22 protein-coding genes are annotated in these 20,081 nt (G+C 67.8%); 16 read left to right on the top strand and 6 right to left on the bottom strand.

What is annotated here, in order from left to right:
* Positions 1–24: 24 nt before the first annotated feature.
* Genes VK682_RS22780 through VK682_RS22760 form a run of 5 tightly spaced genes read left to right on the top strand, consistent with a single transcriptional unit; the run spans position 25 to position 5,965 of the window.
* Positions 25–501: a formate dehydrogenase subunit gamma gene (locus VK682_RS22780; protein WP_230797916.1), complete on the top strand. Its 477-nt coding sequence runs from the start codon at positions 25–27 to the stop codon at positions 499–501.
* Positions 498–2,018, top strand: coding sequence for a formate dehydrogenase beta subunit (locus VK682_RS22775; protein ID WP_324782594.1), 1,521 nt, complete (start codon positions 498–500; stop codon positions 2,016–2,018). The genes VK682_RS22780 and VK682_RS22775 overlap by 4 nt, the downstream gene beginning before the upstream one ends.
* The gene (gene fdhF / locus VK682_RS22770; protein ID WP_230797914.1) at positions 2,015–4,924 is read left to right on the top strand and encodes a formate dehydrogenase subunit alpha; all 2,910 of its coding nucleotides are present in this window, start codon (positions 2,015–2,017) and stop codon (positions 4,922–4,924) included. Before VK682_RS22775 ends, fdhF begins: the two co-directional genes overlap by 4 nt.
* Positions 4,921–5,754 (top strand): formate dehydrogenase accessory sulfurtransferase FdhD, encoded by an 834-nt coding sequence (gene fdhD, locus VK682_RS22765; RefSeq protein WP_380714680.1) that lies wholly within the window; start codon positions 4,921–4,923, stop codon positions 5,752–5,754. The genes fdhF and fdhD overlap by 4 nt, the downstream gene beginning before the upstream one ends.
* Positions 5,744–5,965, top strand: coding sequence for a formate dehydrogenase subunit delta (locus VK682_RS22760; protein ID WP_230797912.1), 222 nt, complete (start codon positions 5,744–5,746; stop codon positions 5,963–5,965). Before fdhD ends, VK682_RS22760 begins: the two co-directional genes overlap by 11 nt.
* 19 nt (positions 5,966–5,984) lie before the next feature.
* Here VK682_RS22760 and VK682_RS22755 read toward each other — a convergent pair whose 3' ends face one another.
* On the bottom strand, positions 5,985–6,230 hold the full coding sequence (locus VK682_RS22755) for an accessory factor UbiK family protein (RefSeq protein WP_089851633.1): 246 nt from the start codon (positions 6,228–6,230) through the stop codon (positions 5,985–5,987).
* Between the two features lie 95 nt (positions 6,231–6,325).
* Between VK682_RS22755 and lgt the strand changes: the two genes are divergently transcribed.
* The 5 genes from lgt to VK682_RS22730 all read left to right on the top strand — a co-directional run bounded on the left by lgt (position 6,326) and on the right by VK682_RS22730 (position 10,379).
* Complete coding sequence (lgt, locus tag VK682_RS22750) at positions 6,326–7,213, top strand: prolipoprotein diacylglyceryl transferase (protein WP_089851635.1); 888 nt, start codon at positions 6,326–6,328, stop codon at positions 7,211–7,213.
* The gene (locus tag VK682_RS22745; protein WP_324782592.1) at positions 7,210–8,274 is read left to right on the top strand and encodes a class I SAM-dependent methyltransferase; all 1,065 of its coding nucleotides are present in this window, start codon (positions 7,210–7,212) and stop codon (positions 8,272–8,274) included. Before lgt ends, VK682_RS22745 begins: the two co-directional genes overlap by 4 nt.
* The gene (pgeF, locus tag VK682_RS22740) at positions 8,271–9,026 is read left to right on the top strand and encodes a peptidoglycan editing factor PgeF (protein ID WP_089851639.1); all 756 of its coding nucleotides are present in this window, start codon (positions 8,271–8,273) and stop codon (positions 9,024–9,026) included. The genes VK682_RS22745 and pgeF overlap by 4 nt, the downstream gene beginning before the upstream one ends.
* Positions 9,027–9,168: 142 nt before the next feature.
* Positions 9,169–9,312: a hypothetical protein gene (locus VK682_RS22735; RefSeq protein WP_324782591.1), complete on the top strand. Its 144-nt coding sequence runs from the start codon at positions 9,169–9,171 to the stop codon at positions 9,310–9,312.
* A gap of 275 nt (positions 9,313–9,587) precedes the next feature.
* Entirely contained in the window at positions 9,588–10,379 is a 792-nt protein-coding gene (locus VK682_RS22730; RefSeq protein WP_324782590.1) for a Hint domain-containing protein, read from the top strand.
* Here VK682_RS22730 and VK682_RS22725 read toward each other — a convergent pair.
* Positions 10,376–10,876: an Lrp/AsnC family transcriptional regulator gene (locus tag VK682_RS22725; protein WP_089851641.1), complete on the bottom strand. Its 501-nt coding sequence runs from the start codon at positions 10,874–10,876 to the stop codon at positions 10,376–10,378. The genes VK682_RS22730 and VK682_RS22725 overlap by 4 nt on opposite strands.
* A gap of 194 nt (positions 10,877–11,070) precedes the next feature.
* Between VK682_RS22725 and trxB the strand changes: the two genes are divergently transcribed.
* Together trxB and VK682_RS22715 are read left to right on the top strand one after the other, a co-directional pair.
* A complete protein-coding gene (gene trxB / locus VK682_RS22720; protein WP_324782589.1) occupies positions 11,071–12,075 on the top strand; it encodes a thioredoxin-disulfide reductase in 1,005 nt (334 codons plus the stop codon).
* Positions 12,076–12,297: 222 nt separating this feature from the next.
* On the top strand, positions 12,298–14,019 hold the full coding sequence (locus tag VK682_RS22715) for a bifunctional sulfate adenylyltransferase/adenylylsulfate kinase (RefSeq protein ID WP_230797906.1): 1,722 nt from the start codon (positions 12,298–12,300) through the stop codon (positions 14,017–14,019).
* Positions 14,020–14,123: 104 nt separating this feature from the next.
* On the opposite strand, the gene VK682_RS22710 is transcribed toward VK682_RS22715, so the two are convergent.
* Both VK682_RS22710 and VK682_RS22705 read right to left on the bottom strand, forming a co-directional pair.
* Entirely contained in the window at positions 14,124–14,351 is a 228-nt protein-coding gene (locus VK682_RS22710) for a DUF1150 family protein (RefSeq protein ID WP_089851644.1), read from the bottom strand.
* A 3-nt stretch (positions 14,352–14,354) separates the two neighbouring features.
* Positions 14,355–14,765, bottom strand: coding sequence for an Hsp20 family protein (locus tag VK682_RS22705; protein WP_089851647.1), 411 nt, complete (start codon positions 14,763–14,765; stop codon positions 14,355–14,357).
* Between the two features lie 159 nt (positions 14,766–14,924).
* On the opposite strand from VK682_RS22705, the gene VK682_RS22700 reads away from it, so the two are divergent.
* Entirely contained in the window at positions 14,925–15,149 is a 225-nt protein-coding gene (locus VK682_RS22700; protein ID WP_089851649.1) for a YdcH family protein, read from the top strand.
* Between the two features lie 6 nt (positions 15,150–15,155).
* Here VK682_RS22700 and VK682_RS22695 read toward each other — a convergent pair whose 3' ends face one another.
* Entirely contained in the window at positions 15,156–16,085 is a 930-nt protein-coding gene (locus tag VK682_RS22695) for an L-lactate dehydrogenase (RefSeq protein ID WP_230797905.1), read from the bottom strand.
* 121 nt (positions 16,086–16,206) lie between these two features.
* Here VK682_RS22695 and purE point away from each other — a divergent pair, with 121 nt between their 5' ends.
* The 3 genes from purE (at position 16,207) to VK682_RS22680 (ending at position 18,944) form a co-directional block, all read left to right on the top strand.
* Complete coding sequence (gene purE / locus VK682_RS22690; protein ID WP_089851651.1) at positions 16,207–16,701, top strand: 5-(carboxyamino)imidazole ribonucleotide mutase; 495 nt, start codon at positions 16,207–16,209, stop codon at positions 16,699–16,701.
* Between the two features lie 73 nt (positions 16,702–16,774).
* On the top strand, positions 16,775–17,848 hold the full coding sequence (locus VK682_RS22685) for a 5-(carboxyamino)imidazole ribonucleotide synthase (protein WP_089851653.1): 1,074 nt from the start codon (positions 16,775–16,777) through the stop codon (positions 17,846–17,848).
* Position 17,849: 1 nt separating this feature from the next.
* Positions 17,850–18,944, top strand: coding sequence for a glycosyltransferase family 4 protein (locus VK682_RS22680; RefSeq protein ID WP_230797904.1), 1,095 nt, complete (start codon positions 17,850–17,852; stop codon positions 18,942–18,944).
* Here the strand turns inward: VK682_RS22680 and VK682_RS22675 are convergent.
* Positions 18,937–20,079, bottom strand: a complete 1,143-nt coding sequence (locus VK682_RS22675) for an alpha-D-ribose 1-methylphosphonate 5-triphosphate diphosphatase (protein WP_230797903.1) — start codon at positions 20,077–20,079, stop codon at positions 18,937–18,939. The two genes, VK682_RS22680 and VK682_RS22675, sit on opposite strands and share 8 nt — an antisense overlap.
* Between the last annotated feature and the right edge of the window lie 2 nt (positions 20,080–20,081).

Raw genomic sequence — 20,081 nt, 5'->3', positions numbered from 1 at the left:
GACATCCGCAAGGAGGAGACGCCGATGCGCCACGTTGCCCCGCAGCCAACGGTCGAAGATATCGAGACCCTGATCGCGCCGTTTCTGGCGCTGGAGGGGCCGCTGCTGCCGATCCTGCATGCGCTGCAGGAGGAATATGGCCATATCCCCGCGCAGGCGCATGTGCCGGTGGCCGAGGCGCTGAACATCAGCCGCGCCGAACTGCATGGCGTCATCAGTTTTTACCATGATTTCCGCGACAAGCCCGCCGGACGGCATGTGCTGAAACTGTGCCGGGCGGAAGCCTGCCAGTCGGTGGGCGGCGCGGCGCTTGCGGCGGAGACGCTGGCGCGGCTGGGGCTCGACTGGCACGGCACCACGCCGGATGGCGCGCTGACGGTGGAGCCGGTCTACTGTCTGGGCCTTTGCGCCTGCGCCCCGGCGGCGATGCTCGACAACCGGGTGGTGGCGCGCGTGGATGCGGCCAAGCTCGACCGTCTGCTGGCGGAGGCACGGGCATGAAGCTGCGGGTTCCCATGGACAGCGCCGCCCGGGCGCTGGGCGCCGACGAGGTGGTGGCCGCGCTGGTGGCGGAAGCCGGTCGGCGCGAGCAGCAGATCGAGGTGATCCGCACCGGATCGCGCGGGATGGTCTGGCTGGAGCCGCTGGTCGAGGTGGAGATTGACGGCATCCGCCATGGCTATGGCCCCGCCGGTCCCGAGGATGCGGCGGCCATTCTGGACGGCACCAGCGCCAAGGCGCTGGGTCCGGTCGCAGATCTGGACTGGATGCGGCGGCAGACCCGGCTGACCTTTGCCCGGGTCGGCGTGATCGATCCGCTGTCCTTGGCGGAATATGAGGCGCATGGCGGGCTGGCGGGGCTGCGCCGCGCGCTGGCCATGACCGGCCAGCAGATCGTGGACGAGGTCAAGCGTTCGGGGCTGCGCGGGCGCGGCGGCGCGGGCTTTCCGACCGGGATCAAATGGCAGACCGTGCATGATGCGGCGGGACCGCAGAAATACATCGTCTGCAACGCCGACGAGGGCGACAGCGGCACATTTGCCGACCGGATGCTGATGGAAGGCGACCCCTTCACCCTGATCGAGGGCATGGCGATTGCCGGGCTCGGCGTGGGGGCTACGCGGGGCTATGTCTATCTGCGGTCGGAATATCCTGATGCCGTCGCGGTGATGCGCCGCGCGGTGCTGACCGCGCGCGAGGCGGGGCTGCTGGGGCGCGACGTGCTGGGATCGGGCCGCGCCTTCGACATGGAGATCCGCGTGGGCGCGGGCGCCTATGTCTGCGGCGAGGAGACCTCGCTGCTCAATTCTCTGGAAGGCAAGCGGGGCGTGGTGCGGGCCAAGCCGCCGCTGCCCGCGCTGGAGGGCTTTCTGGGCCGTCCGACGGTGGTGAACAACGTGATCTCGCTGGCGACGGTGCCGGTGATCTTTGAAAAGGGCGCGCAGCATTACGCCGATTTTGGTCTGGGCCGGTCGCGCGGCACGGTGACGCTGCAGATCGCGGGCAATGTGGCGCGGGGCGGGCTGTTCGAAACCGCCTTCGGCATCTCGCTGGGCGAGGTGGTCAACGATCTGGGCGGCGGCACCGCCTCGGGGCGCCCGGTGAAGGCGGTGCAGGTGGGCGGCCCCTTGGGCGCCTATCTGCCGGTGTCGCGATTCGATGCGGCACTGGGCTATGAAGAACTGGATGCCAGCGGCGGGCTGCTGGGCCATGCCGGGCTGGTGGTGTTCGACGACACGGCGGACATGCTGGCCATGGCGCGCTTTGCCATGGAATTCTGCGCGGTGGAATCCTGCGGCAAATGCACCCCCTGCCGCATCGGTGCGGTGCGCGGGGTGGAAACGCTGGACCGCATCGCCGCCGGCGATCCGGCGGCCCTGCCGCTGCTGACCGACCTGTGCGAGACCATGAAAGACGGATCGCTCTGCGCGCTGGGGGGCTTCACGCCTTTCCCGGTGATGTCGGCGGTCACGCATTTCCCGGACGAATTTGCCCGCCTGAAGGAGGCTGCCGAATGAAGGATTTCATCCTGCCCGCCGATGCGCGCGACATGGGCACGCCCGCACGGCAGGGCGCGCCGGTCACGCTGCTGATCGACGGAGTCGAGGTGACGGTGCCCGAAGGCACCAGCGTCATGCGCGCCGCGGCAGAGGCTGGCATTTCCGTGCCCCGGCTCTGCGCCACCGACAGCCTCGAGGCCTTTGGCTCCTGCCGTCTCTGCGCGGTGGAAATCGAGGGGCGGCGCGGCACGCCCGCTTCCTGCACCACGCCGGTCAGCGCCGGAATGGTGGTGCGCACCCAGTCCGAAAAGGTGCGCCGCATCCGCCGGGGGGTGATGGAGCTTTACATCTCCGACCATCCGCTGGACTGCCTGACCTGCTCGGCCAATGGCGACTGCGAATTGCAGGACATGGCGGGCGCCGTGGGGCTGCGCGAGGTGCGCTATACCGCGCCCGAGGCCGGGATGGCCACACATTTCAAGGCGCGCAACACCTCGGGCGAGGTCAATCCGGACTGGCGCCCCAAGGACGACAGCAACCCCTATTTCAGCTATGATCCGTCGAAATGCATCGTCTGCAACCGTTGCGTGCGCGCATGCGAAGAGGTGCAGGGCACCTTCGCGCTGACTATCGAGGGGCGCGGCTTTGACAGCCGGGTGAAGGCCGGAGGGCCGGAGGACGATTTCCTGACCTCGGACTGCGTGTCCTGCGGCGCCTGCGTGCAGGCCTGCCCGACCGCGACCCTGCAGGAAAAATCCGTCATCGAACTGGGCACGCCGGAACGGTCGGTGGTGACCACCTGCGCCTATTGCGGGGTCGGCTGTTCCTTCAAGGCTGAACTGCAGGGCGACCAGCTGGTGCGCATGGTGCCGTGGAAGGACGGCAAGGCCAATCGCGGCCATAGCTGCGTCAAGGGCCGCTTCGCCTATGGCTATGCCGCGCATCGCGACCGCATCCTGTCGCCGATGATCCGCGACCGCATCGAAGATCCGTGGCGCGAAGTGTCATGGGACGAGGCGCTGCGCTTTGCCGCCGACCGAATGCGCGGCGTGCAGCAGACCTATGGCGCCAAATCGGTGGGGGTCATCACCTCCAGCCGCTGCACCAACGAAGAGGCCTATCTGGTGCAGAAGCTGACCCGCGCGGTCTTTGGCAACAACAACACCGACACCTGCGCGCGGGTCTGCCATTCGCCCACCGGCTACGGGCTGGGCCAGACCTTCGGCACCTCTGCGGGGACGCAGGATTTCGACAGCGTCGCCCATACCGATGTGGTGCTGGTCATCGGCGCCAACCCGACCGACGGCCACCCGGTCTTTGCCAGCCGCCTGAAGAAGCGGCTGCGTCAGGGCGCGCAGCTGATCGTCATCGACCCGCGCCGCATCGATCTGGTGAAATCGCCGCATGTGCGCGCAGCACATCATCTGGCGCTGACGCCGGGCACCAATGTGGCGGTGGTCACGGCACTGGCCCATGTCATCGTCACCGAAGGGCTGATGGACGAGGCCTTCATCCGCGAGCGCTGCGACTGGGACGAATTCCAGCATTACGCCGAATTTGTCAGCGAAGCGCGCCACAGCCCCGAAGCGGTGGCGCTGCTGACCGGGGTCAACGCGCAGGAGCTGCGCGCGGCGGCGCGGCTTTTTGCGACGGGGGGCAATGGCGCGATCTATTACGGGCTGGGCGTGACCGAACACAGCCAAGGATCGACCACCGTCATGGCCATCGCCAATCTGGCGATGCTGACCGGCAATGTCGGGCGCCCCGGCGTGGGGGTGAACCCGCTGCGCGGCCAGAACAACGTGCAGGGCAGCTGCGACATGGGGTCTTTCCCGCATGAACTGCCGGGTTACCGGCATGTGAAGGGCCCGGAGGTGCGCGACATCTTCCAGCAGGCCTGGGGCGTGGAGATCGACCCGGAGCCGGGCCTGCGCATCCCCAACATGCTTGACGCGGCGGTGGCGGGCAGCTTCAAGGGGCTTTACTGTCAGGGCGAGGACATCCTGCAGTCCGATCCCGACACCAAACATGTGGCGGCGGGACTGGCGGCCATGGACTGCGTCATCGTGCATGACCTGTTCCTGAACGAGACGGCGCATTACGCGCATGTCTTCCTGCCCGGCAGCAGCTTTCTGGAAAAGAACGGCACCTTCACCAATGCCGAACGGCGCATCAACCGCGTCCGCAAGGTGATGGCGCCCCGCAATGGGCACGAGGACTGGGAAGTGACGCAGCTTCTGGCCAATGCCCTGCTGGAGGGCACCGGGCGCCCGCTCTGGTCCTATACCCATCCCGAACAGATCATGGCGGAGATCGCCGCCACCACGCCCAGCTTCGCGGGCGTGAGCTATGATCTGCTGGACCGGCTGGGATCGGTGCAGTGGCCCTGCAATGACGACCATCCCGAAGGCACGCCGCTGATGCATGTGGACGGGTTCATGCGCGGCAAGGGCCGCTTCATCGTCACCGAATATGTGGCGACGCATGAACGCTCCGGGCCGCGCTTCCCGCTGCTGTTGACCACCGGGCGCATCCTGTCCCAGTATAACGTCGGCGCCCAGACCCGGCGCACCCATAATGTGCTGTGGCACGAGGAGGATCTGCTGGAAATCCACCCGCATGATGCCGACAACCGGGGCGTGAAAAACGGCGACTGGGTGCGGCTGGCCTCCCGCGCGGGGGAAACGACGCTGCGCGCCACGGTGACCGACAGGGTCAGCCCCGGCGTGGTCTACACCACCTTCCACCATCCCGACACGCAGGCCAACGTGATCACCACCGATCACTCGGACTGGGCCACCAACTGCCCCGAATACAAGGTGACGGCGGTGCAGGTGAGCCCCTCCAACGGTCCCACCGAATGGCAGGAACGTTACGCCGCGCAGGCCGTGCAGGCGCGCCGCATCCTGCCCGCTGCGGAATGACCGGCGTGCCGCCCGTTCCCCCGGTGCAAAGCCGGGCCGGGCTGGCGGTGCGCCGCGACGGCACGCGGGCGCTGTGCCGCAGCCTGCCCGAAGAGGTGCCGGTGGCGCTGGTCTTTGACGGCACCACGCAGGCGGTGATGATGGCGACCCCCGCCGACATCGCCGATTTCGCCATGGGCTTCGCACTGAGCGAGGGGATCGTGACCAACCCCGCGCAGATCCGCGAGATCGAGGTGGTGGACCAGGCGGCAGGGATCGAGGCCCGCCTCTGGCTGACCGAAGAACGCGGCGAGGCACTGGCCGCCCGCAGGCGGGCCATGCTGGGGCCGGTGGGCTGCGGGCTCTGCGGGATCGACAGTCTGGAGCAGGCGCTGCGCCCGCTGCCGGTGCTGCCCGACAGCGGGCTGCGGCTGACCCGGGCCGAGGTTGCGCAGGCCACGGAGGCGCTGCGCGACTTTCAGCCGCTGCATGACCAGACCCATGCGGTGCATGCCGCAGGCTTCCTGCGCCCCGGCGAGGGCATCGTGACGGTGCGCGAGGATGTGGGGCGGCATAACGCGCTCGACAAGCTGATTGGCGCGCTGGTCCGCGCCGGGAGTGATCCGGCGCAGGGTGCCGTGGTTCTGACCAGCCGCGTGTCGGTGGACATGGTGCAGAAAACCGTGATGGCGGGCTGTCCGGTGCTGATCGCCGTCTCCGCCCCCACCGCGCAGGCGCTGCGCGTGGCCGAGGCCGCCGGGCTGACCGTTGCGGCCTTTGCCCGTGCCAGCGCCTTTGATCTTTACGCCGCCCCCCACCGCATCATTCACGGAGAAGCGGATGTCGCCTGAAAAAATGGTCATGATGGCCAACCAGATCGCCACGTTTTTTGCCACCCAGCCCGGCACGGACGGGGCGGAGCGTGTCGCCGACCACCTCAACGATTTCTGGGAGCCCCGGATGCGCGCCCAGCTTCTGGACCATGCCGGGGCAGGGGGGGCGGGCCTGCATCCGCTGGTGATGCAGGCCATGGTTCACGTGAAACGCCCGGCCGAGGCGTAACCGGGCCGGGCAGGGGGGCTTAGCCCTGCTGCCGCTCCAGCGCGTCAAGCCGCGCCTTCAGCGTCTCGTTTTCTTCGCGGGCTTTCTGGGCCATGGCCCGGACCGCGTCGAATTCCTCGCGGGTCACGAAATCGCGATCCGCAAGCCAGCGGTCGACCAGCGATTTCAGCGCGGTTTCCGCCTCGGCGCGGGCGCCCTGGGCCACGCCCATGGCATTGGTCATCAGTTGGGACAGGTCGTCAAAGACCTTGTTGCGCGTCTGCATGGCTTTCTCCAGCTTGGAACTTGCCTTTAATATGGGCCGCCGGGCCCTGCGCCACAAGGTTGACTTCACCGCGAAACTCCCGGCACACATCGCGCATGAAAGCCGCCATTCCCTTTCCCCCTCTCTCGCCCGAGATCTTTTCGATCTCGCTCGGGGGCTTTGACTTTGCGCTGCGCTGGTATGCGCTGGCCTATATCGCGGGCATCCTGATCGGGTGGCGGCTGGCCGTGGCCGCCGTGCGCCGACCGGGGCTATGGCCCGCCCAGACCCCGCCGATGACGGCGGGGCGGGTCGAGGAACTGCTGACTTGGGTCATCCTTGGGGTGATCCTTGGCGGGCGCCTCGGCTTCGTGCTGTTCTACCAGCCCGCCTATTACCTGAGCCACCCGGCCGAAATCCTGATGGTCTGGCAGGGCGGCATGTCCTTCCATGGCGGTCTGCTGGGGGTCGTGCTTGCCGGTCTGGGCTTCTGCCTGAAACATGGCGTGCCGCTGGGATCCGCCGCCGACATGATGGCGCTGGCCACCCCGCCGGGCCTGCTGCTGGGGCGGCTGGCGAATTTCATCAATGCCGAGCTTTGGGGCCGTCCCACCGATCTGCCTTGGGGCGTGATCTTTCCGGGCGAGGCGGCGCAGGCCTGCGGGCAGGCGCTGGGTCAGGCCTGCGCGCGCCATCCCTCGCAGCTTTATGAAGCGGCGCTAGAGGGGCTGATCCTTGGCGCGCTGCTGCTCTGGCTCGCCTTCCGGCGCGGCGCGCTGAAAATGCCGTGGCTGGTGGCGGGCGTGTTCTTCGCGGGCTACGGGCTGGGGCGGTTTCTGGTGGAATTCGCCCGCCAGCCCGATGCGCAGTTCGTGACCGAGGGCAACCCGCTGGGGCTGGCGCTGCATGTCGGCGGCTGGGGCCTGACCATGGGGCAGATCCTGTCGCTGCCGATGATCGCTCTGGGGCTGGCGCTGGTCTGGACGGCGCGGCGGCGGGCATGAGCGCGCTGCTGCCGCTGCTGCAGGCGCGCCTGCGCGCCGAGGGCCCGATGACCGTGGCGGAATACATGATGCTGTGCCTGCAGCATCCGCAGCATGGCTATTACACCACCCGCGATCCGCTGGGCGTGGCAGGCGATTTCACCACCGCGCCGGAAATCAGCCAGATGTTCGGCGAAGTGCTGGGCCTCTGTCTGGGGCAGTGCTGGCTGGATCAGGGGCGGCCCGCGCGCTTCGTGCTGGCGGAACTGGGGCCGGGACGCGGCACGCTGATGGCCGATGCCCTGCGCGCCCTGCGCAGCGTGCCGGGCTTTCTGGACGCGGCAGAGCTGCATCTGGTGGAAAGCTCGCAGCATCTGCGCGCCGAACAGGCCAGCCGGCTGCAGGGCGCCGCCCCCGTCTGGCATGACGGGCTGGACACGCTGCCCGAAGCCCCGCTGTACCTGCTGGCCAACGAATTTTTTGACGCGCTGCCGGTGCGGCAGTTCCTGCGCGACGGCGCGGGCTGGCGCGAACGGGTGATCGGTCTGCGCGAGGATCAGCTTGCCTTTGGCCTGACCGAGGTCACGCCGCAGGCAGTGCTGGAGCCGCGGCTGGCCGACACGCAGGACGGCGATCTGGTCGAACGCTGCGCCCCCGCCGAGGCGCTGACCGCCGAGATCGGGCGGCGCATCGCCGAGCATGGCGGCGCCGCTTTGATCGTGGATTATGGGTCGGACCGCAGCCTTGGCGACACGCTGCAGGCGGTGCGCGCCCATGCCAAGGTGCCGGTGCTGGCGGATCCGGGGCAGGCCGATCTGACCGCGCATGTGGATTTTGGCGCGCTGGCCCGGGCCGCCGCCCCGGCCTGCGCCAGTGGCGCCGTGCCGCAGGGGGTGTTTCTGGAACGGCTTGGCATCACGCAGCGGGCGCAGGCGCTGGCCCGCAGGCTGGACGGTGCGGCGCTGCAAAGCCACATTGCCGCACATCGCCGGTTGACGCACCCCGATGAAATGGGAAGGCTGTTCAAGGTGCTGGGGTTACACCCGCGATCCGCACCGCCGCCGCCGGGACTGACCGAATGACGCTTGACTACATCACTTCGCCGCTGCTCGATCCGCTGCGGCATGGCTTTTTCACCCGCAAGGGCGGCGCCTCCTCCGGGATTTTCGCCGGGCTGAACTGCGGCCCCGGATCCTCGGACCAGTCAGAGATCGTGGCGATCAACCGCGCCCGCGTGGCGGCGGCGATGGATCTTGCGCCCGAGGCGCTGGTCAGCGTGACGCAGGTGCATTCGCCCGATGTGGTGACGGTGACCGCGCCGCTGCCCGATCCGCGCCCGCGCGCCGATGCCATGGTCACCGCCACGCCGGGTCTGGCGCTGGCCGTGCTGACCGCTGACTGCCAGCCGGTGCTGTTTGCCGATGCCGAGGCAGGCGTGATCGGCGCCGCCCATGCGGGCTGGCGCGGCGCCATGGCCGGGGTGCTGGGCGCCACGGTGGATGCGATGCTGGCGCTTGGCGCCAGCCGCAGCGGCATCCGCGCCGTCATCGGCCCCACGATCAGCCAGCGCGCCTATGAGGTCGGGCCGGAATTTCTGGAGGATTTCGTGACCGAGGATCCGCAGAATGCCCGGTTCTTCGCCGGGGGGCAGGGGGACCGGCTGCATTTCGATCTGCCCGCCTATGGTCTGCATCGCCTGCGCGACGAGGGGATCGAGGCGGAATGGACCCGGCACTGCACCTATGCCGATCCCGACCGCTTCTATTCCTACCGGCGGTCCTGCCACGAACGGCACGCGGATTATGGCAGGCTGATCTCTGTCATCCGCCTTTAATCAACAACTCGCAACAAACCGGGTCGAGTGCAGGGATTGTCTCTGTCCCGACCAAGATGTGCCGCATTCGGCAGCGAAACTGCGGAGACTGGGCACAGGCCACCGGCCCCCGCACAAGAAAAACACGAGCACGGAGCAGACCATGACCCGCAAAAGCCGTTTCCTGAAATCGGTGATCGCCGCCAGCCAGAACGCAAAGCTGACCCTGCCTTGGGCCCGGGGCACGGCGCGGGCCGCGATGATCGCCCGCCGCAAGCCGGTCGACGCCGGCACCCGCCGCGCCTGACCTTTGCCCCCCTTCGACACGCCGCTGCGGCGTCCGGGTCATGATCCGGGCGCCGATTCGCTTTTTTCGCGCCACACCTCTGGCAGACTGTCGCCTGTTTGCGGATCAGTCCGGGCGGGCGGGCCGGGATTGATCGTCAGGTTTACATCAAAATAAGGTCAAATTTGACAACCTGCGCCGATTGCGGCCATTTCTGGGCCTACGAACCACAATCGTCCTTCTGTCGTTGCTGGTGGGGGCCAGCACGGATGTGACCAGCCTGTGAAGGTGCTCACATGTTCCGTATCGTCCCACCCCCGCGCCCGCAGGCCGACGCGGTTCCGTCGTCTTTATCCGGTGACCTTGTCGCTCTTCGGGACGGGCGGCCTCGGCGCGCAGCTTCTCTCCTGCGCAAATACGAGGCCGCCGCGCTCCTGCCTGATCTTTCCGTCACCTTCCGGCAGCAGATGGCCCCGGCAATCCCGCTGTTCGAACAGGCCTGTTCGGCATTGGCACGGGGCACGCTGCTGCGCAGCCCGCGTGGGCCGGTGGCGATTGAGGATCTGCTGCCCGGCGATGTCATCGACACCAGCCATGGTCCGCAGCCGGTGACATGGATCGGCGCCACCAGCTATGTGCCGGGCCTGTCCGATCAGCCCTGCGGGGTGCAGGCGCTGACACGGCTTACCGCGGATGCGCTGGGGCTGGGGCGGCCTGCGGGCGATCTGCTGCTGGGGCCCGCCGCGCGCATGGTGGTCACGCGCCCCTATCTGCGCCGCCTGATCGGACGGGACCGGGTGCTGGTGCCGGTGGCCGATTACGCCGATGGCGACCGCATCATCGAGGTGCGGCCCGGCGGGGCGGTGCAGCTTTATCATCTGATGACACCGCGCCACGGCACCTTTTTCGTCGGCGGGATCGAGCTGGAAACCTATCATCCCGGTCGTGCCGTGGCCGATCTGACCGGGCACAACCTGCGGGCGCTGTTTCTGTCGCTCTTCCCGCAGCTGTCGGCGGTGGAGGAGTTTGGCGCGCTCAGCCTGACCCGGTCCACCCGCGAGGTGATCGACGGGCTGGTCGCCTCCTAGGCAGAGCGGTTGAGCCGCGCTTCCAGCACCTCGAAGGGCACGCCGGGTTCATCCTTGGCGCCACGGATCACCAGAGAGGTCTTGACCGATCCGACATTGGGCGCGGTCAGCAGCTGCCCGGTCAGGAAGCTCTGAAAGGTCGACAGATCCGGCGCCACGCATTTGAGGATAAAATCCACCTCGCCGTTCAGCATGTGGCATTCGCGGACCAGCGGCCATGCGCGGCAGCGATCCTCGAAGGCGCGCAGATCCACCTCGGCCTGACTCTGCAGCCCGACCATGGCAAAGACCTGCACTTCGAATCCCAGCTCGCGCGGGTCGACCTCGGCGTGATAGCCCCGGATGAAGCCCTGTTCCTCCAGCGTGCGCACGCGGCGCAGGCAGGGGGGCGCGGAAATGCCCACGCGGCGGGCAAGCTCCACGTTGGTCATCCGGCCATCGGCCTGAAGCTCTGCCAGAATTTTCCTGTCGATGGGATCGAGCCGGTTAGCGGGCATGCGCGGTCCTCAATGCTGTTCGCGATTATTATACCATTCGGGGCTGGCTGCGCAATTATCTTTCGCATTTTTGAAAGAATCTTGTCCGAGTGCAAAAGCCGCAGGATCCCGAAGATGCGCGGGGTTTGCGTCGCCGCGCGCCGTGGCTATATGCAGGTTCCAAACCAAATACCATAGCTTCCAAGAGGCGCGCCATGTCCGACACCCGCCACACCCGGCTTCTTATCATCGGCTCCGGCCCGGCAGGCTACACCGCCGGTGTCTATGGCGCCCGCGCGATGCTGCAGCCGCTGCTGGTGCAGGGGCTGGAGCCCGGCGGCCAGCTGACCACCACCACCGAGGTGGAGAACTGGCCCGGCGAGGTCGAGGTGCAGGGCCCCGAACTGATGGTCAAGATGGAGGCGCATGCCCGCGCCATGGGCACCGAGATTGTCGGCGACATCATCACCAAGCTTGATCTGGGCGTGCGGCCCTTCGTGGCACATGGCGACAGCGGCACCACCTATACCGCCGACGCGGTGATCCTTGCCACCGGCGCGCGGGCGAAATGGCTGGGCCTGCCCTCCGAAGACGCCTTCAAGGGCTTCGGCGTGTCGGCCTGCGCCACCTGTGACGGCTTCTTCTATCGCGGGCAGGAGATCGTGGTGATCGGCGGCGGCAACACCGCTGTCGAAGAGGCGCTGTTCCTGACCAACTTCGCCTCCAAGGTCACGCTGATCCACCGCCGCGACGAACTGCGCGCCGAAAAGATCCTGCAGGAGCGGCTGAAGAAGAACCCCAAGATCTCCCCGCTGTGGTTCCATGAACTGGTCGAGGTGGTGGGCGAGGACAGCCCCAAGGGCGTGACCGGCATCCGGGTGCGCGACGTGCGCAGCGGCGAGGAATCCGAAATTCCCTGCAAGGGCGTGTTTGTCGCCATCGGCCATGCGCCCGCGTCGGAACTGGTCAAAGACCAGCTGGAAACGCATATGGGCGGCTATGTGGTGACCAAGCCCGGATCGACCGAAACCGCCATTCCCGGCGTGTTCGCGGCGGGCGACCTGACCGATCACAAATATCGGCAGGCCGTGACCTCGGCGGGCATGGGCTGCATGGCCGCGCTGGAGGCGGAGCGCTGGCTGGCCGAACAGGGGCTGGACGAGGGCCGCGACGAGACCCTGCCGCTGGGCTATGGCGCCCCGGTCGACGAAGGCGTGTAAGACGGGCAAGGCGCCGGGCAACAGCTCCGTTTCCCGGCGCGCTGGCCCTGACATCGGCAAATTCATGCCACTGCCCGGCCAATCGCGGGGCAGTGGTGCGGCGTTTCCGTAACCGGGCGCTGCGGCGGGCACTGAAAATGTTGATTTTGCGCAGAGCGCGGCGCTAAGCCTTTTGGCGCAGATCCGTAATTTCTCACGCCATACATTATGAGAGCCTTGCCCATGTCCATGTCCAGCAACCTTGCCCCGATCCCCGAGCTTTACGTCTCTTACGAGAGCGCCCAGAAGCTCAAGATCGAGGCGGGGACTCTCGTCTCCCATGATCTATCGCCGCGTCAGATCTGCGATCTGGAACTGCTGATGAACGGCGGGTTCAACCCGCTGAAAGGCTTCCTGTCCGAGGCGGATTACACCGGCGTGGTCGAGGACATGCGCCTTGCCGATGGCACGCTCTGGCCCATGCCCGTCACGCTGGACGTGTCGCAGGCCTTTGCCGACAAGATCGAGATCGGTCAGGACATCGCGCTGCGCGATCAGGAAGGCGTCATTCTTGCCACCATGACCGTCACCGACAAATGGGTGCCCAACAAGGCGCGCGAGGCCGAGAAGGTGTTCGGCGCCGATGATTCCGCCCATCCCGCCGTGCATTACCTGCACCACACCGCCGGAGAGGTGTATCTGGGTGGTCCGGTGACCGGCATCCAGCAGCCGGTGCATTACGATTTCCGGGGTCGCCGCGACACGCCCAACGAACTGCGCGCCTATTTCCGCAAGCTGGGCTGGCGCAAGGTCGTGGCGTTCCAGACCCGCAACCCGCTGCACCGGGCGCATCAGGAACTGACCTTCCGCGCCGCGCGCGAGGCCGAGGCCAACCTGCTGATCCATCCCGTGGTCGGCATGACCAAGCCCGGCGATGTGGACCATTTCACCCGCGTCCGCTGCTACGAGGCGGTGCTGGACAAGTATCCGGCGGCCACCACCACCATGTCGCTGCTGCCGCTGGCCATGCGCATGGCGGGCCCGCGCGAGGCGGTGTGGCACGGGCTGATCCGCCGCAACCACGGCTGCACCCATTTCATCGTGGGCCGCGACCATGCGGGGCCGGGCAAGAACTCCAAGGGCGAGGATTTCTACGGCCCCTACGAGGCGCAGGATCTGTTCCGCGAACACGAGGAGGAGATCGGCGTCAAGATGGTGGACTTCAAGCACATGGTCTATGTGCAGGAGCGCGCCCAGTATGAGCCCGCCGACGAGATCGCCGACCGCGACACCGTCACCATCCTGAACATCTCCGGCACCGAACTGCGCCGCCGTCTGCAGGAAGGTCTGGAGATCCCGGAATGGTTCTCCTTCCCCGAAGTGGTGAAGGAGTTGCGCCGCACCAAGCCGCCGCGCTCCAATCAGGGGTTTACCGTGTTCTTCACCGGCTTTTCGGGCTCGGGAAAGTCGACTATCGCCAACGCGCTGTTGGTCAAGCTGATGGAAATGGGGGGCCGTCCGGTGACGCTGCTGGATGGCGACGTGGTGCGCAAGCATCTGTCCTCGGAGCTGGGCTTTTCCAAGGAGCATCGCGACATCAACATCAAGCGGATCGGCTATGTCGCGTCCGAGATCACCAAGAATGGCGGCATCGCCATCTGCGCCCCCATCGCGCCCTATGCGGCCACCCGCCGCGACGTGCGCGAGATGATCGAGAGTTATGGCGCCTTTGTCGAAGTCCATGTCGCCACCTCGATCGAGGATTGCGAAAAGCGGGATCGCAAGGGGCTCTACAAGCTGGCGCGCGAAGGCAAGATCAAGGAATTCACCGGCATCTCCGATCCCTATGACGTGCCGGAAAATCCTGAACTGCGCGTCGACACAGTGAATGTCGATGTCGACAACTGCGCGCATCAGGTGATCTTGAAGCTGGAAGCGATGGGCCTGATCGGCGGCGCGCAGTAACCGCCGCCAAGGTGCTGGAATGACGAAGGCCGGGCACTGCGCCCGGCCTTTTTCTGTGTGCGGCGTCAGGGATGCGGCGCGGGAAGGGCCCGGGCCGCTGCGGGCTAGTGCACCGTCACCGGCGCCAGATCGTTCTGGCGGGCCAGCGCAAAGGCCAGCTTGCGGTCGCGCACCAGTGCGAGCCGTTCGCCATCGGCGCGGTGCACGGCATACAGCGTCTGCTGCTGTCCGGCCTGCTGCTGCACCTCTTCGGGCAGGTCGGCGACCGCCACGGGGCGCACATAGACGATCCGTTCGGCGTCGAAATCGGGGAAACTCGTATTGATATTCATGGCTCAGCCCTTTCTGATCTGGATCGTCTGCACCACCGTTTCCGGGCGGGACATGGTCAGATCGATGTGCAGAAGACCGTTTTCCATCACGGCCTCACCCACCTCAACTCCATCAGCCAGCACAAAGCTCCGCTGAAACTGCCGCGCTGCAATGCCGCGATGCAGAAAGATGCGTTCGGACCCGTCATCGCGCTGACGCCCGCGGATCACCAGTTGGCGTTCTTCCACGGTGATGGACAGCTCGCCTTCGGCGAAGCCGGCCACGGCCAGAGTGATGCGATACGAGCGGTCCGAAGTCTGCTCGATGTTGAAGGGCGGGTATCCCTCGCTGGTTTTTGCGGTACGCTCGAGCAGACGCTCAAGCTGCTCGAAACCGAGCATATGCGGGTAGGAGCCCAGGGTCAGTTTGCTCATCGACATGTCCTTGACTTTAAGCGACCGTCTGCCCGAGTCCCGCTTTGCGGCGGCTCGGACATGTTAAATATGGGAAGCAGCCGTTTGTTGCGCAAGGGCTTTGCGAAACGGTCGCGACGCGGTATGTTTCTGCTCTGCCAAGGAACAGGGGTTTCCCGAATGAACGCACCGCAGGACATCTCGATGAAGACCGAGGAAGTGCTGCGCGTCGAACTGGCGGTGTTCAAACGGGAACACCGCGATCTCGACGACGCCATCCGCGCGCTGCAGGAGCGTGGTGTGGCCGATCAGCTGACGCTGCAGCGGCTGAAGAAGAAAAAGCTGCACCTCAAGGACAAGATCGCCCTGATCGAGGACCGGCTGACCCCCGACATCATCGCCTGAACCGGCTCAGCGCAGCTGCGCCGCCGTCTCCGCCAGCAGCTCGGCCGAGGCGCGCAGCGCCGTCGCCTCGTCCGCGTCCAGATCGGGCAGCAGCGTGGCGATGACCCCGGCGCGCCCGATGACCCGCGGCAGGCTCAGCGCCACGTCCGCCACGCCCTGAATTTCGGGCGTTGTGGCAGAGACCGACAGCACCGCGCGCTGGTCGTCGCGGATCGCCTGCACGATGCGCGCCAGCCCCGCGCCGATGCCATACCATGTGGCGCCCTTGCCCTCGATGATGCGATAGGCGGCGCGGCGCACCGCGTCGTCGATGCGGGCGCGCACTTCGGCGGTCAGGGGCGCGCCCATCTGGTCGGCAAAGCCCGCCAAAGGCACCGCCCCGGCGCGGGCGGAGGACCAGCCCAGCACCTCTGAATCGCCGTGTTCGCCCAGCACATAGGCATGCACCGACTGCGCGGCGATGCCCAGATGATCCCCCAGCAGGGCGCGGAACCGCGCGCTGTCCAGTATCGTGCCCGATCCGATCACCCGCGCCGCAGGCAGGCCCGAGACGCGCCGCGCCACGTCGGTCATCACGTCCACCGGGTTGGTCGCCACCAGCAGCAGCGCGTCGGGCGCGGCATCCCGCACCGACCCGATGACCTCGGCGAACACTTGGGCGTTGCGGGCCAGCAGGCTGAGCCTGCTTTCGCCGGGCTTCTGCGCCACACCGGCGGCAAGGATGACCACGGCGGCACCTGCCAGCGCGTCATAGCCGCCCGCGTGGATCTGGCACGGATGGGCAAAGGGCACGGCATGGGCGATGTCCTCGGCCTGCGCGCGGGCCAGTGCCGCGTTGCGGTCCACCAGCACCACCTCGCTCGCGCCGCCGCGCAGGGCCAGCGCATAGGCCGCCGCCGATCCGACCATGCCCGCCCCGATGATTCCCGCCTTCATGGCCATCTCCCTGTCTCTGGCCGCAGCCTTGCACGGCACGGGCCAAACACAAAGCGCCGCCATGGACACGGGGGGCGCAGCGGCTATAGTGCGTCTTTTCCCGGCGGCGCAGAGGGCACGGATGACGGAACAAGCGGTGAAGGTCGGCATCATCATGGGCAGCCAGTCGGACTGGTCCACGATGCAGGAAGCGGCGGCGATGCTGGACGAACTGGGCATCCCGCACGAGGTGCGCATCGTGTCGGCCCATCGCACGCCGGACCGGCTGTGGTCCTATGGCAAGGAAGCCGTGGCGCGCGGGCTGCAGGTCATCATCGCGGGCGCTGGCGGTGCGGCGCATCTGCCCGGCATGATGGCGTCCAAGACGCGGGTGCCGGTGATCGGCGTGCCGGTGCAGACCCGCGCGCTTCATGGTGTGGACAGCCTTTATTCCATCCTGCAGATGCCGCGCGGCTTTCCGGTGGCCACCATGGCGATCGGGGCGGCGGGTGCGGCCAATGCCGGGCTGATGGCGGCGGGGATCCTCGCGCTGCAGGATCCGGCGCTGGCGCAGCGGCTGGAGGACTGGCGCGACGCGCTGTCGGCCTCGATCCCCGAAGAGCCGCTGCGCGACTGAGCCGCCCAAATGCGCGGTTGCGGGCGCGGGCGTTTCGCAGGAAAAGCGGGAACAGACACGCAAGGAGGCGCAGATGACCGGACCCCTGCCGCAAGGCGCAACTCTCGGTATTCTTGGCGGTGGCCAGCTGGGCCGCATGCTGTCGGTGGCGGCCAGCCGTCTGGGGTTCCGGAGCCACATCTTTGAACCGGGGGCGGATGCGCCCGCGGCGCAGGTGGCCGATGCCGTCACCACCGCCTCTTACGAGGATGTGCAGGCGCTGACCCGCTTCGCCGAAGCGGTCGATGTGGTGACCTATGAATTCGAGAACGTGCCGACCTCGGCGCTGGAGGTGCTGCAGGTGCTGCGGCCCATCCGTCCGGGGCGCGAGGCGCTGCGGGTCAGTCAGGACCGGCTGACCGAAAAGGATTTCCTGTCCGGTCTCGGCCTGCGCACGGCGCCCTATGCGCCCGTCGACAGCCTTGAGGATCTGCACCGCGCGCTGGGGGCAATCGGCGCGCCCGCCATCCTCAAGACCCGCCGCTTCGGCTATGACGGCAAGGGGCAGGTGCGGATCATGGCCCCCGAAGAGGCCGTGGCCGCCTTTGACGCGCTGCAGGGCGCGCCCGCGATTCTGGAAGGCTTTGTCGATTTCAGCCACGAGGTGTCGGTGATCGCCGCGCGCGGGCAGGACGGATCGGTGGCCTGTTACGATCCCGGCGAAAACGTGCATCGCGACGGCATCCTGCGCACCACCACCGTGCCCGCGCGGCTGACCGCCTCGCAGCGGCAGGATGCGGTGCTGCTGGCCGGGCGCATCCTGACCGAGCTTGACTATGTGGGCGTGATGGGGGTGGAGCTGTTCTGCGCGCCCGGCGGGCTGGTGGTCAACGAGATCGCGCCGCGCGTCCACAATTCCGGCCACTGGACCCAGAACGGCTGCACCATCGACCAGTTCGAACAGCATATCCGCGCCGTGGCGGGCTGGCCTTTGGGCGATGGCAGCCGCTATGCCGATGTGCAGATGGAAAACCTGATCGGCGCCGATATGGACCGCGTGCCCGAACTGGCCCGCGAAGCCGACACCGCGCTGCATCTTTACGGCAAGGCCGAGGTCAAGGCCGGGCGCAAGATGGGCCATGTGAACCGCATCATCCGGGGCACCTGACATGGCGGCGGTGTTCCTGCTGCTGGCCTCCAGCCGTGACACCGGGTCGGGATGGGGCGCCGTGGCGCAGCATCTGTCAGAGGCGCTGGCGGCAGAAGGCCGGGTGATCCTGCTGACCGGCGACGAGGCCGAGCCGGAGGCGCGGCGCCTGACCAGCCAGCAGCGGGGGCGCGGGCGGCTGCTGCGGCTCTGGCGCGACGCGGCGCGGGTGCGCAGGGTGCTGGCCTCCGAAGGGCTCGATCCGGCGCGGGTCACGCTGCTGGCGGTGGATGAGACCGTGCTGCCGCTGGCCGCCTTTCTGAACATGCGGCACGGGCTGCGCTTCGGTCTGGTCTATCACGGCACCTATGCGGTGGATCCCGGCACCGGGTTCGACCGCCGCGCCATGGCGCTGGCCGAACGCCGGGCCACGGCGATCTTTGCCGTCAGCCGCTTTACCCGCGATGCTGTGCTGGAAACCCGTCCGGCGCTTGCCGCCAAGATCCATGTCGCCAATCCCGGCGTGCCCCGGCGCGACATCACCCCCTTGCCCCGCGCCGACCGGGCGCCCGTGGTGCTGTCGGTCGCGGCGGTCAAGCCGCGCAAGGGCGCCGACCGTCTGGTGGAAGCGCTGGCGCTGATCCCCGCCGCGCGCAGGCCAAGGCTGGAGATTCTCGGCCTGACCAAGCCGCGCAGCACCTTTCAGCGCAAGGTCATGGACCGCATCGCCGCGCTGGGGCTGGAGGATCATGTCACCTTCCGCGGCTTTGTCAGCGCGGCAGAGCGCGATCAGGCCTATGCCCGCGCCATGCTGTTCGCGCTGCCCTCGCAGCAGTCCCGCACCGGGTTCGAAGGCTTCGGTCTGGTGCATCTGGAGGCCAACCAGTTCGGCACCCCCACCATCGGCTGCCTGAACTGCGGCAACGAGGATGCCATCACCGATGGCGAAACCGGTTTTCTGGTCGATCCCGAGGATACGGCGGCCCTCGCCGACCGTATCGACCGGCTCTGTTCCGACCCCGGCCTGTGGCAGCGCCTGTCCGAGGCAGGTCATGCGCAAGTGCAGGCGCAGACCTATGCGCCCATGGCCGAGGTGGTGCGCCGCACTCTTAGCTGAGGAACCGCGCCGCCACCGCGCCCGACATGAAGGCCAGCTGCCCCCCGGCAAAGGTGGCCTCGATCCGGCGGGTGGCGCTGTCCCTCACGATCAGGTCGGCGCGCAGGCCCGGCTCCAGCCGTCCGCGATCCGTCAGACCCAGCAGCCGCGCGGGCCCTTCCGACACCAGCGCCCAGGCCTGCGCTTCGGTCAGGATCCCCAGTTCCACGCAGCGCCACGCCGCGCGGGCAGGGGCGGGATAATGGTAATCCGAGGCGAGCGCATCACACAGCCCCTCTGCCACCAGATCCAGCGCCGAGACATTGCCCGCATGGCTGGCGCCGCGCACCACATTGGGCGCGCCCAGCACCACGGCATCGCCCGCCTGCCGCGCCGCCAGCGCCGCCTCGCGCGTTTCGGGAAATTCGGACACGCGCGCGCCGCGCGCGCGCCACAGCGCGCGGGTGTCGGCGCTGCCATCATCATGGCTGCCCATGGTCACGCCGCGCGCCGCCAGCCGCGCGCAGAGCGCGTCCAGGGCGGCGGGCACCTCGGCGGCGCGGGCATGCAGCCCCTGCATCAGCGCCAGATGCGCCTCCGGGCTGCGACCGCTTTTCAGCGCCTGCCCGGTCAGCCGGGGCGGGGTGCGCCCCGCCGCCAGCCGGTCATGCGGCAGATGGTCGTTGAACACCACATGCCCGATCCCCCAGCGCGCGACCGCCGCCTCTGCCGCGGCGAAGCCATCCAGAAAATGCGTCTCCAGCCGCAGCTGCAGGCGCAGATCCACCGGCACCGTCGGCGCCACGGCGGCCACGGCGGCAAAAACCTCGGCGGCGAAGTCCGGGCCGCGCATCCCGCCTTCCCATGACCAGAACTGCGCAAGGGCGGCGGTGGTGATGCCATTGGCGGCAAGCTCTGCCGCCACCGCCACCATGCCCGCATCGCGTTCGCGCAGCGCGCCCCGGCGCGGCGCCATATGCCGTTCGAACCCGTCGCCATGGGCATCCACGATCCCCGGCAGCAGATCATAGCCCGCCAGATCCACCCGCCGCACCTGTGGGTCGGCACAGATCCGCCCCCCGGCCATGGACAGCGGCTGGTCGTCCCAGCCTTCGGGGCGCAGCACGCGGGCATTGTCGAAGCTGAGCGCGATCATCC

It is taken from the genome of Salipiger marinus, from assembly GCF_035481585.1.
Classification (GTDB): domain Bacteria; phylum Pseudomonadota; class Alphaproteobacteria; order Rhodobacterales; family Rhodobacteraceae; genus Salipiger; species Salipiger marinus.
Note: the sequence above shows the minus strand (reverse complement) of the source record. Positions and strands in the feature narration are given on the sequence as shown.